The 12,476-nt window shown below is 41.5% G+C and carries 12 protein-coding genes; 7 read left to right on the forward strand and 5 right to left on the reverse strand.

The genetic code is table 11. The features are described from left to right. The first annotated feature begins 28 nt into the window (after window positions 1–28). The 3 genes from RMY32_RS21560 to RMY32_RS21570 all read left to right on the forward strand — a co-directional run bounded on the left by RMY32_RS21560 (window position 29) and on the right by RMY32_RS21570 (window position 4,698). Window positions 29–1,714, forward strand: coding sequence for a M14 family metallopeptidase (locus RMY32_RS21560; protein ID WP_322712210.1), 1,686 nt, complete (start codon window positions 29–31; stop codon window positions 1,712–1,714). A gap of 41 nt (window positions 1,715–1,755) precedes the next feature. Then, window positions 1,756–2,223: a GNAT family N-acetyltransferase gene (locus tag RMY32_RS21565; protein ID WP_322712211.1), complete on the forward strand. Its 468-nt coding sequence runs from the start codon at window positions 1,756–1,758 to the stop codon at window positions 2,221–2,223. 768 nt (window positions 2,224–2,991) lie between these two features. Next, window positions 2,992–4,698, forward strand: coding sequence for a fasciclin domain-containing protein (locus RMY32_RS21570; RefSeq protein WP_322712212.1), 1,707 nt, complete (start codon window positions 2,992–2,994; stop codon window positions 4,696–4,698). A gap of 54 nt (window positions 4,699–4,752) precedes the next feature. On the opposite strand, the gene RMY32_RS21575 is transcribed toward RMY32_RS21570, so the two are convergent. After that, on the reverse strand, window positions 4,753–5,418 hold the full coding sequence (locus RMY32_RS21575; protein WP_322712213.1) for a class I SAM-dependent methyltransferase: 666 nt from the start codon (window positions 5,416–5,418) through the stop codon (window positions 4,753–4,755). Window positions 5,419–5,485: 67 nt separating this feature from the next. Between RMY32_RS21575 and RMY32_RS21580 the strand changes: the two genes are divergently transcribed. Continuing rightward, complete coding sequence (locus tag RMY32_RS21580; protein WP_322712230.1) at window positions 5,486–5,893, forward strand: hypothetical protein; 408 nt, start codon at window positions 5,486–5,488, stop codon at window positions 5,891–5,893. 40 nt (window positions 5,894–5,933) lie between these two features. On the opposite strand, the gene RMY32_RS21585 is transcribed toward RMY32_RS21580, so the two are convergent. Continuing rightward, the gene (locus RMY32_RS21585) at window positions 5,934–6,401 is read right to left on the reverse strand and encodes a hypothetical protein (protein WP_322712214.1); all 468 of its coding nucleotides are present in this window, start codon (window positions 6,399–6,401) and stop codon (window positions 5,934–5,936) included. Window positions 6,402–6,676: 275 nt separating this feature from the next. On the opposite strand from RMY32_RS21585, the gene RMY32_RS21590 reads away from it, so the two are divergent. Together RMY32_RS21590 and RMY32_RS21595 are read left to right on the forward strand one after the other, a co-directional pair. Continuing rightward, on the forward strand, window positions 6,677–7,450 hold the full coding sequence (locus tag RMY32_RS21590) for a hypothetical protein (RefSeq protein WP_322712215.1): 774 nt from the start codon (window positions 6,677–6,679) through the stop codon (window positions 7,448–7,450). Between the two features lie 241 nt (window positions 7,451–7,691). Continuing rightward, window positions 7,692–7,928: a hypothetical protein gene (locus RMY32_RS21595; protein WP_322712216.1), complete on the forward strand. Its 237-nt coding sequence runs from the start codon at window positions 7,692–7,694 to the stop codon at window positions 7,926–7,928. A 130-nt stretch (window positions 7,929–8,058) separates the two neighbouring features. Here RMY32_RS21595 and RMY32_RS21600 read toward each other — a convergent pair whose 3' ends face one another. The 3 genes from RMY32_RS21600 to RMY32_RS21610 form a co-directional block, all read right to left on the reverse strand. Then, a complete protein-coding gene (locus RMY32_RS21600; RefSeq protein WP_322706421.1) occupies window positions 8,059–8,943 on the reverse strand; it encodes a hypothetical protein in 885 nt (294 codons plus the stop codon). 82 nt (window positions 8,944–9,025) lie between these two features. Next, the gene (locus tag RMY32_RS21605; protein ID WP_322712217.1) at window positions 9,026–9,616 is read right to left on the reverse strand and encodes a DUF1517 domain-containing protein; all 591 of its coding nucleotides are present in this window, start codon (window positions 9,614–9,616) and stop codon (window positions 9,026–9,028) included. A 97-nt stretch (window positions 9,617–9,713) separates the two neighbouring features. Continuing rightward, complete coding sequence (locus tag RMY32_RS21610) at window positions 9,714–11,276, reverse strand: pentapeptide repeat-containing protein (protein WP_322712231.1); 1,563 nt, start codon at window positions 11,274–11,276, stop codon at window positions 9,714–9,716. Between the two features lie 70 nt (window positions 11,277–11,346). Between RMY32_RS21610 and RMY32_RS21615 the strand changes: the two genes are divergently transcribed. Further along, entirely contained in the window at window positions 11,347–12,183 is an 837-nt protein-coding gene (locus RMY32_RS21615) for a prephenate/arogenate dehydrogenase (RefSeq protein ID WP_322712232.1), read from the forward strand. Window positions 12,184–12,476 lie beyond the last annotated feature (293 nt).

Below are 12,476 nucleotides of genomic sequence, written 5' to 3' on the forward strand. Positions count from 1 at the left end.
TTCGTAATTCATAATGGAGAGGTTTGTTATGCCAGATGTTCGGTTTGATAAATACTATCGTTATGAAGACTTAACGCGCATTCTACACAGTTATGCGAAAGAATTTCCCCAACTAGTACGCATAGAAAGCATTGGCAAAAGTTACGAAAAACGTGACATCTGGGTATTAACAGTTAGCAACTTTGCCACTGGCGCACATCAAGAAAAACCTGCCCTCTGGATTGATGGCAACATTCACGCCACAGAACTAGCACCATCAAGTGTTTGTCTATATCTCTTGCAAACATTAGTGACAGCTTACGGTACTCACCCAGAAATTACCCGTTGTCTAGATACCCGCACTTTCTACATTTGCCCCCGTGTTAATCCTGATGGTGCTGAGTTGGCATTGGCTGACAAACCGAAATTTATTCGCTCCGCTACTCGCCCTTATCCTGATGATGAAGAAGGTAACGACGGGTTAGTGATGGAAGATATCGATGGCGATGGTCGGATTTTACTGATGCGAATCCCCGATGCTAATGGGGCTTGGAAAGTCTGTCCGACTGAACCTCGCCTGTTGGTGCGACGCGAACCAACAGAAACAGGTGGTCAGTATTATCGCGTACTACCAGAAGGAAAGATAGAAAATTATGACGGAGTTCAGATTCAGATTCAGCGTTCTAAGCAAGGGCTAGATTTAAATCGGAATTTTCCATTTTTGTGGCGGCAAGAATCTGAGCAATCGGGGGCTGGTTCTTATCCTACATCTGAAACAGAAGTGCGCTCGCTAGTTCAATTTATCACTACACATCCTAATATTACAGGAGCGATCGCTTTTCATACCTTTAGCGGTGTTCTCATCCGTCCCTACACCCACCTCAGCGATGATGAATTCCCGGTCAATGACCTCCGCACTTATCAACGTATTGGCGCAAAAGGTACTGAACTTACTCAATACCCAGCCATCTCTGCCTTTCATGATTTCCGCTATGACCCCAAAGACGTAATTACAGGTACATTTGACGATTGGGCTTATGAATACCAAGGTCTATTTGCCTGGACAGTAGAAGTCTGGAGTCCGCAGCGCCAAGCTGGAATTAATGATTATAAATACATCGATTGGCAACGAGAACACTCTGTAGAAGACGACCTGAAGTTGCTGCGTTGGAACGATGAAAAACTTGCAGGCAAAGGCTACGTAGATTGGTATCCCTTCGAGCATCCGCAACTCGGTCAGATTGAACTAGGCGGCTGGGATACCATGTACGCTTGGACAAATCCACCCCCTGAATTTCTGGAGAAAGAAATAGCCCTGTTCCCAGAATGGCTAGTTTGGCATCTATTAATATCTCCGCGTTTAGAGATTTACGAAGCCAGTGTCCATAGCTTGGGTGATGATACTTATCGGGTGCAATTAGTTGTGCATAATACAGGCTGGTTGCCCACTAATGTCACCCAAAAAGCTTTAGAAAAAAAGCTGGTGCAAGGCTGTATCTGTGAAATTGAACTGCCTCCTGGGGGAACTTTGGTAACGGGTAAGCCTCGTGAAGAGTTAGGTCAATTAGAAGGACGAGCCTACAAGCCTTCAACTCCCATTAGACGGCACAGCGATCCTACCAAGGATCGGGCAAAAATGGAATGGGTGGTACGTGCGCCCCAAGGTAGTACAGTTAGACTGCTAGCCCGTCATCAACGTGCTGGAGTTGCTCGCACTGAATTGACATTTCCATAATTTGGATATTTAAAATTGTCAAAAATTATCCTAATACAGCTTTGTCTAAATCAATAATTAACGTTCGCCTAATTACACGCGACGAACTTCCCCAACTTTTGGCTTTATATAAGCATCTAAATCCTGTCGATGCACCTCTACCGACTGATGATGTTTTACAATCTATCTGGGATGGGATTTTACACGATCGCCGTTTGCATTACGTTGTAGCTGATGTTGATAACCAGCTAGTAGCAACATGTAATTTAACTATTGTTCCCAACTTGACGCGTGGCGCACGTCCATACGGCATTATTGAAAATGTTGTCACTCATCTCGATTTTCGACAACAAGGATTGGGTACACAAGTGCTACATTATGCCTTAACATTAGCATGGCAGCAACAGTGCTATAAAGTGATGCTTCTGAGTGGCTCAAAACGTGAAAAGACGTTGCACTTCTATGAAAATGCAGGGTTCAAACGTGGAGTAAAAACCGGATTTGTTGCCTTCTCTCCAGAGGAGTTGTGAGCAGAACCGATTTTACAGATTATACCTCTTTCCAAAATATTGATTTATCTATGGGTTCTTTTTCATGAAATAGTCTTTTTTAAAAAAATAAATTCCTAGCCAAAAATGCTGGGGCAATCAGGCTTGGAATTTTTGATTGCGATCGCTAATTTCCAGTCTAGTATTTGAAAATTTATATTTAAAAATTTCCCATCAATGACAACTATCTAAAGAGTGAAAGTTTTTCTTCAAAATCCAGCCCTGAGTTAGTTGTATACTCTCGAAAAAAGATTAACAATACACCATATCGCCAAAATTGATTTTATTTCTTTTATTTCTTAAATATTGCTAAAGATCATGATACATTGAATTTGACGGCATTAACCCTCCTCGGCAATTATAAAGAGACGGCTATTAAAAGCCAATTATTTTACTGCTTGACTGCAATTTTAGAACTGAATAAAATCGCTTACTTGCATTAATTCTCTTTATGGTTGCGACATATTATATTACCACAGGAGCCATGCTTATTTTTAGTGTGCTCTGCGGTTCTTAAAAAAAAATAGGAATTCGATACTATGTGTGGTGCACATGAGGATAAACGTTATGAGATATCAGAGCAGCTACTCATAATGTTCAGCGTTTTAATTTTCCAGAGCTAACAGGTTTCATTTCTGGTTTTCATGTCGAGGCGAACCAAATAATCATCTTAGATATTTGTTTTCATTTAACCTTGCATCCAGTATTTTCCACATCATCAACCCAAGAAATTGAAAAGAGGATATTTCCATGTCTAGTTTGTCTCGTTGGTCATCAACAAAGGTTGCTTTGCTAGTTCTGGGAATGACAGCTGCTACAATAACTCCCATCGTAATTTCTGCCCCAGCTTCATCTCAAACTCCTGCTCCATCTGCGACACCATCGCCTGATACACCATCACCTGCGACACCATCACCTGCGACACCATCGCCGACTTCAACAGTTAACCTGTCTGATGTTTCCTCAGATTATTGGGCGCGTCCCTTCATTCAAGCCCTAGCTGAGAATAACGTGATTAGTGGCTTTCCTGATGGCACTTATAGACCAAATCAGCCTGTGACTCGTGCAGAATTTGCTGCTTTGATTCAAAAAGCTTTCAGTAACCAAAACCGAGTCCGACAATTAAGTGCAGGTGGGTTTAGTGATGTTCCTGCTAACTACTGGGCAGCTGCTGCAATTCAAAACGCCTACGAAACTGGATTTTTGGCAGGCTATCCTGGGAACGTATTTAGACCAAATCAAGAAATTCCTAGAGTACAGGGGATCGTTGCTTTAAGTAGTGGCTTAGGTTTAACTGGTGGCGACACAAGTACTCTTACTAATTACTATAACGATGCCTCAGCTATCCCAGAGTATGCTGTTGGCAGTGTGGCAGCAGCGACAGTAGGTAATCTTGTTGTCAACTACCCGGATGTAAAACAACTCAATCCGCAACAGTCTTTGACTCGTGCGGAAGCAGCAGCACTTTTATATCAAGCTTTAGTTAGACAAGGACGGGCACAACCTATTGCTAGCAATCTTCCAGCTAGTCAGTACGTTGTCGCTGGAACTCCTACAAGTACTGATATTGTTTCTCTAACGGCATCCAGTAGTTCTTTTACAACTCTGACTTCTTTATTAAAGACAGCCGGTCTATCAGATATTCTTCAACAGCCAGGCCCTTATACAGTCTTTGCTCCCACCAATGATGCATTTGCTGCTTTGCCTGCTGCTACTTTGCAGCAGTTAGAGCAACCAGAGAACAGAGAAGCGTTAGTTAAAATTTTGAGATATCACGTAGTTCCCGGTGCGGTAACTGCTAGTCAACTCTCAGCAGGAGAATTGAAAACCGATGAAGGAAGACCTGTAAATATTCAAATCGATTCCGCTAACAGTCAAGTCTCAGTGAATAATGCCAGAGTTCTCCAAGCGGACGTGAAAGCTAGCAATGGTGTTATCCATGCAATTAACCAAGTTCTAATTCCGCCTGATGTTAACATCAGTCAATTAAATCAGCCGCCAACAGGAAATGGGACACCTGATGTTAACGTAGGTAGAGCTACTCGTGGTGGCAGAAGCTATATCGGAGTTGGTGGTAACATTGGTTTGAGCGGTGATGATACAGCTCTGAGCGACACCAACTTTACAGTGATCAGCAAACTTGGTCTGACAAACAATATATCAGTGCGACCATCGGTAATCTTCGGGGACGATACAATATTTCTAGTTCCCGTGACTTTAGATTTTTCTCCCCGCAGAGCAGGTTCAGTGGGTGAAAGAACCTTTGCTATATCTCCTTACATCGGTGCTGGTGTAGCAATTGAAGCTAATGCTGATACTGATATTGGATTACTACTAACAGGTGGTGTAGACATTCCTCTCGGTTCTAGACTTACGCTAACAGGTGGTGTAAATGCTGCTTTTGTAGATGATACTGATGTAGGACTACAGTTAGGAATTGGCTATAACTTCAGGTAAATAGAAGTAGAACATGCAATAAGGGCGCACAGTTAGTTGTGCGCCTTTGCTGTATTAAGGTCGCTTGATTGCTAAAGTAAGTCCATCGGCAATGGGGACAAGGGAGAGGGTAATACGTTCGTCATGATGTAACTTGTTGTTCAACGCCCGGATTGCTTGGGTGCTTTCATCTTGATTTTGCTCGTCAGCTACTTGTCCAGACCATAAAACATTATCGATCGCAATCAATCCACCTGGACGCACTAATTGCAGCGATCGCTCATAATATCCATCATAATTTTCTTTATCAGCATCAATAAAGGCAAAATCAAAAGTTTCGGCTTGTCCAGTTGCTAATAACTTATCTAGAGTTTCCAAAGCTGGTGCCAATTGGAGATCGATTTTATCAGCAACTCCAGCTTCTAGCCAATACCGCCGAGCGATCGCAGTAAATTCTTCACTCACATCACAAGCGATAATCTTGCCATCAGTCGGTAGTGCCAAAGCTACAGAAAGTGAGCTATAACCCGTAAACACTCCAACTTCTAAGGTTTTTTTCGCTCCAATTAACTGCACCAGAAGGCTCATAAATTGCCCTTGTTCTGGTGAAATCTGCATTCCACTCCGGGGATGATTGGCGGTTTCTTGGCGCAACTTCCCAAGAATTTCTGGTTCTCGCAGCGAAACAGATAAAAGATAATTGTAGAGTTGGTTATCAAGACCTATAGACTGTTTTGGCATGATAGATCGGAGAATTGAAAGAAACTACAGTTATACTATCGCTGATAAGTGGAATCTCAGGAATAACATGGTGCGGTTAGTTTTGACAGCAATACTGCTGATGCTAGTGACAGCTTGTGGCAGTATTGGACTGCTACCGACTAGCGAGTTAGTGCAAAAAGCGATCGCACTTGGGCTAGAACAAACTCAACAAAAACTTAGCCAACAGTTGGATTTAGATTTTCAAGGATTTGAAATCAAGCGGTTATCAATTACCCAGGAACAACCCCTGACGATTGAAAATTTACCAGCTTTCCACGTTCGGGGAACCTACGATTTGATTGTTAAGCTACCAAAACGACGCTTGACGCAACCAAAACAACCCTTTGATGTTTACCTGCAAATTCAGCAAGAAGGTAAAACTTGGCGATCGCTAATTCCAGAAAAGGGTAGTAAAGACGCTCAATCAATTTGGCGCAGTTATCTCATCCAATAGTGACGGGTAAAGGCTTAAATTGTCTCATTCTTTTCCCAAACTACAGATTAAATTTTGTGTATTCTATGCCGTCATCTTCTGCAAGAATGACAAAATCGAAGGATTCAATTAACGCCTGTATTGCACTAGTTCCGCCATAGGGATGGCTAAAGGGTTCAAACTCCAGTCTAGCTCTGTTAGCAGAAAGCATTCTACAAGCAATTAATTGATATTCACCATTTTGAAAAGCATCAAACATAGAATAAAAGTCCCAAGGAGTTTCGAGGCTAGGATCTGTCCACCTCTGTTCCACAGGTGTTGCAAACCAGCGACGGTAATATTCAGTCTTTTGCTCTTCACTAGGCCACCAAAAATGTGATAATGCTTTGCGATCAAAAAAAATTAGCCAATCTTCTTCATTACGCCAAAAATCGTTGTCTTTATCTTTTTTAATTTTGTTGAAAACTTCACAAAGAGTATTGAATCTTTTGCAATCATCTACTTGAAACTCTACAAAGCAGTATTTCATTAAACCTCATCTAAGTTGAAACCTAGAGTTTTTGAAAAAATATATTTTTGTAGCTAGTAGGTTGGGTGGAGTGAAACGCAACCCAACATTACCACCAAATTTTATGTTGGGTTACGCTGTCGCTGCACCCAACCTACAAAACTCTACAAAACAGTATTCCATTATTTCTCTTTTCTTTTATTATGTGCAACTAGAAAAACCATCACAAATATATTTGTATAATTGAGAACCACTAGCCATAATCGAGGTGATAGTTTCATCGGAGACAGGGTAAGATGTATATCAACTTTTTCATCAGTTCCATTATTGGAATTGTGGTTCCGGTGCTGGTGGCTTTTGGCTTACTGCAATGGTTGCACATACCTACAGGTAACTTTCTTGATTGGGTAATTGGTGGTGCAAGTTTTTGGTGGCTGTTGGTAATTGTCACCGTACCGTGGAATGTGCATTTTCAAGCCAAAGAAGTCTTAGCAGAAGCAGCACAATCAACTGAGAAAGGAATTCCAGTTGATGAGAAACAAGTGAAGTATGTCACAGTGTTGGCAAAGCGATCGCTCTGGGTTGCTATTGCTTTACACTTATTCTCAGCCGTTGGTCTTTATACCCTTGCTGTCACTGGGATTAGTACGGTGGGATATATAAGTTCTGGTGCAGCTTTATTATTAACAATTCTGCGTCCCGCGATTCGCGCTTACGAGTATTTATATGCGCGGTTAGCGATGATTCGCCAAGAATGGAAGTATCCACGCGAAGATATTTTTGAACTGCGCGATCGCTTCTCTATATTGGAACAAAAAATCCAGTCTTTGGAAGACCAGCTTAATCCCGAACAACCCTATTCCTTATCTGCAACTCAACAACGTTTTGCCGAAGAAACTCGCAGAGATTTAGCTCGAATTGCGGCTAATTTAGAAGAATTACGGGCGACAAATCAAACAGAACATGAGCGTTTGGCAAGAGAAGCCAGAAATGCGATCGCGCAACTTTCTACCGATGGGCAATTTCTCGATCATGTCCGCGAAATCATTCGATTTTTTAAGACCACTTAATGATTGCTTTAATAGCTACAGCTATAGCAGTTATCGTTTATATAAAGTACATCTTTTAACCTCAACCCCAACGTCTCTCCTCACTAAGGAGAGGGGAGTGTTTGCCTCAGCAAATACGGGGTGAGGTTCCGAATGTATATGTTATAACTTTGTACGAATGATGATTAGTAAAACTTACATAACTTCAGGAGTACTCACGGTGAATCAGATACAACTGACTTTAACTATTAGTTATTTATTAATGACATGCTATTTTTTAACTAATTGGTTAATATTTTCCCTACGTCATCCTGCTTCCAATGCAGAAGATAAATTTTTATCGGTTGTGATGTTTGTGTTAACAACTATCTTCTGGCCTTTGATGATTCCGATGTCTTGTTTAGAAATGGTTCAACAAAAGCGCGTAGACTTTAGTAAAATGATTCCTGTTCTCTTAGCAATATTTGTATTTAGTATTTCATATTATTTAACCGAATAATTAATAATTCCTCCTCGCAAATTGCATAGATATTAAAGAGAAGCCGGAGGTTTGACTTGTTACCCTCCGGCTTCTTTATGTACAACTACCTTTACTTGTTAGGCAGTTTATTTATTAAACTTGGAATTAATTAACGGCGTCTGCTGCCAAAACCAGTTGAGCGGCGAGGTGCTGAACTACGCCCACTACCAAAACCACTGCCAGAATTGCGTCTGGGTGAAGTGGCTCTACCTGAAGGTTGCAAGGTACTACCACCAAAACCAGAACCAGAAGGACGATTATTACCTGTAGTGCTACGCGGTGTATTGCGTATATTTGTATTTCCAGGATATGACCTTCTAATTGTCCCTGTATTGCGGAAGGCAGTGCGATTTCTCACGGCTGCGGGTTGCGTATTATAGCGAGTTTGGTAACTTTGAACTGCTTGGCCATAGCTTCCGCCATATCCACCAAAGCCACTTAATCCTTGCCCTGATTGATAGACAGGGGGTACATAATACTGGGGTCTAAACAACATACTACCAATTGCCTGTCCTGCCAAGCTACCAGCTACAGACCCAGCAAATGGTGCCCAAAAATTATTTTCTCGACGGACTACAACCGTCTCTTGTTGTCCTGTTTGGGGATTGGTTTTATTCTCGGTAACGTTGTGGACGTACTCAATTTTAAAATCTTCTGTCAGATATAAAATCGGTTGTCCTTTATCTACCTTCAGATAGGTTTTTTTACCCTGCTTGATTTCATCATCAGTTAACCGTGCCATTTGCAAATTTTCGGTTGCAAAGGTTGGAGGATTATTGTTAAGTAAAAACAAGCTGTATTCACCAGTTGCATCGTCATAAGTGGCTTGTTGTATTTGATACTCGCCATCACTCAACTTTGTATTAGTAGAGGTTTGGCTAACGTTCTTAGCTGGAGGAGTACTTTGGTTCTCGCCACCACAAGCAACAGTTGTGATACACAAACTCAGAGCTAAAAAAACGGCTGTAAATTTACGTACTATGGTCATGATCATTGGATTATTGTCCTATCTCTGAGCTTAACAATTTATCATCTAAGTAGTAAGTACGGACTACCCAACAAATTACAACAACAAATTACAAAGGAATCAATTCTGGGTAATATTGCAACAGTTGATCGCTAGTAAGTTCATCGCCCAGCTGTGCTGGTGAGAAATGTACTTGGATTGCCTTTAATCTATGTTTATAATGCAAATTTATCAATGCTTTCAATCCTTCCTTGAGCGCCTGAACGTTAGAAAGATCGGTTTCCAAATCTGGTACTTCTCCTTCATAAGCTACTGTAATCATCACAATGACGTTGCGGGTTACAGGTATAGATAAAGGTTCATTCGATCCATTGGAAGCGTAATCTGGTTCGCTAAGATATCTTTCGGCAGAGTCAGTAAATAATTCATTCACGTAATCTCCCGCTTCGCCCTCATTAAAAAATACGTCACCTTCGTTAGCAGCAGAAAGCCAATATTCATCGTATTGCAGCAGGGTTTGGCTGATTTCTACCAATCCTTCTCCTAAAACTTCTAAATCGCCATCGGCATCGATCGCATCTCGTCCTGCACTATTTAACACTCCCAAAATTGGTGCTACTTCACCTCCCCCTAAGTGCAGAAATAGGCGAAACACGACATAGCGAGTTCGACCGATCATTTTATTAAAAATATTGCTCATTTTTTCCTCCAAAATTTTTGTTTTTTGTCATTTGTCATTTGTCATTTGTCATTGGTTATTAGTTCAATCCCCGATGCCCAATGCTCAATCTCCATAACTAATGATTAATATAATGAAATCCTTTAACAAAATCTATAATAATATCTAATGAAGGTAATATATTTTTTGTTGAATCACTAGACATATCATAAGCTGAAGCATTAAGAGCAGAGCGATTAATAAATCTTTTTCCAAAGTTGGGATGGTCATAAACAATCAAAGTGTGGGCACTGGAATTCGTTAAAACTATTTGGGTTGGGGCTTTACAAAAATTTAATTTTGCGGCTACTTCGATATTTTTTTTCATCTGTTTAATTGTTGTAGCCTGATTCATAGCTTGTTGAAAAAGAGTATTTAATTGTTTCACTATTTGAGGCGATTTTAAGTTTTGCTTTGCTACAACTTCACTGTTAATCATTTCCACTATACTGGAAATATTTTTTTGAGTAGATGCCGCATCTAGAAAGGGAAGAATGACAATGTAAGCAGTGGGAAATAACGCTTCGTCGCTATCTAGATGAAAGGTGAAAATAGTCCGGCGACGACCACTTTCGATGCTTGGAGGTTGTTTCAGCCCTCGATATTCTTGAGCAATTTGGTAGTAAGCGCCAGCGATCGCAAAATTGGCTTCATGTTCTAGAGCTGCATCAACAATAATCCGAATTGTTGGCGGTGTTTCGTTAAAAAAATCTCGTGACTCTTCAGAATGGAAATTTTGGACAATGGAGCGATCGCCATTTGGGCTAAGATCAACCCATTCACAAACTATGCCTTCGGTTTTTAAGCCAAATCTGGAAGTGGCATAAAGCTTGGCTCCTGTTAAAGTTGCTCCTGTTAAGTCAGCACCGATCCATTCTGCTCTAATTAATTTTGCCTGAGTTAAATTAGCGTGGACTAAACTTGTATTTGTTAAATTGGCATTGCTTAAATCTGCGCCAATTAAATCAGCCCCGCTCAATTTTGCGCCGCTTAAATCTGCCCAGCGAAGATTTGCGCCGCTCAAATCAGCCCACCGGAGATTTGCACCACTCAAATCTGCCCCGCTCAAGTTAGTCTGGCTGAGATTGGCTTGTCTGAGTTCGGCATCTCGCAAATTTGCACCGCTCAAGTCAGAACGACTCAGGTCACTGGCGTTTAAGTTAGCCATCTCTAAGTTGGCTCCAGTTAAAGAAGCACCTCTCAAGATCGCCTCACTTAAGTTAGCGTGACGGAGATTCGCTTGGCGGAGTGTCGCTTCTCGCAAATCAGCACTGGTGAGATCGGCTTCCAACAAATCAGCGCGACTGAGGTCAGCGCGAACTAACTCGGTGCGGATTAATGAGGCTCCTCTCAGTTGAGCGCGACTTAGATCCGCTCGAATCAAATTAGCGACGTTGAGACTGGCGTTATTAAGGATGGCGCTGCATAAATTTGCACCACTCAGTCTAGCTACATTCAGCTTGACATTGCTTAAGTTCGCTTCACTCAGATTCGCGCCACTCAGGTTGACTATACTCAAATTAGCATCGCTCAGATTTACACCAGTGAGTTTTACTCCACTCAGGTTTGCTTCTGGGAGGTCAACACCACTAAAGTTTAAGACTCCTGCTGCGTATTGTTCCAGTAATTCCTCTACAGTCATTGATGCTACCCCTTGGATGCCAACTTTAATAGTTGGTAAAGTCATAAAAAACGGAATGTCAAAATCAAAAATGAATATTGGAATTTTAGGATTGGGACTGATAGGCGGATCTTTGGGTTTTGATTTGCGATCGCAAGGACATCATATCTTAGGAGTTAGTCGCCGTGAAGCAACCTGTCAAAAGGCAGTTACCTTGGGCAGTGTCGATCGAGCATCAGTCGATCTGAATTTATTAGCAGCCGCAGAAGTTGTATTTATTTGTACACCTCTAGCCCTTATTGTGCCCCAATTTGAACAGTTAGTCGCTCATTTGCCTACGGCTACAATCGTCACTGATGTCGGTTCGGCGAAAGCACAGATAGTCAACGATATTACTCCCCTTTGGAAAAATTTTATCGGCGGTCATCCAATGGCGGGCAGAACAGATAGTGGGATAGAAGCTGCACAGCGCGATTTATTTGTTGATAAACCTTATGTATTAACACCGATAACGACAACACCAACTAATGCAATTACAGTCGTAGAAGAAATTGTGCGATCGCTCGGAGCTAATATCTATTTTTGTCAACCAGAGCAACACGACCGTGCTGTGAGTTGGATTTCTCATTTACCTGTGATGGTTAGTTCTTCGTTGATTGCTGCTTGTTTGAGCGAAACTGACCCCGATGTTTTGCAATTAGCCCAAAAGTTAGCTAGTTCGGGTTTTCGGGATACCAGTCGTGTGGGTGGTGGGAATCCAGAATTGGGCGTCATGATGGCGCGATATAATCGTCAAGCATTGCTGCGATCGCTGCAACAATATCGTCAAAATCTCGATGAATTGACTAACTTAATTGAGCAAGAAAATTGGGCAGTTTTAGAGGAGAAGTTTAAATCAAGGCAACAGGCACGACCTGATTTTGTTTAATAGTTGTCGGGTGCGTTCAGCTATCGATAACGTACCCATTTTTTAATTTAGTAAGTTAATTGATAAACAGAATTCAGAATTCTGAATTCAGAATTCTGAATCAATCAGGTTATTCAGACGCTCTCTACGAACGCTAACAGCGTGTCGCAGACAGACGCTAAAAGCGTAGCTTGCAACTCTGAAAGAATACACAGACTCGCTTGCCGTCGGCGCTATCCACCAGTCGTACAAAATTCATTCTGAATTCTGATTCCTGACTCCTGAATTCTGTTCGATAAAATCTTTAAAAATGC

This window comes from Nostoc sp. ChiSLP03a, from assembly GCF_034531215.2.
In the GTDB taxonomy this organism is placed as follows: Bacteria; Cyanobacteriota; Cyanobacteriia; order Cyanobacteriales; family Nostocaceae; genus Nostoc.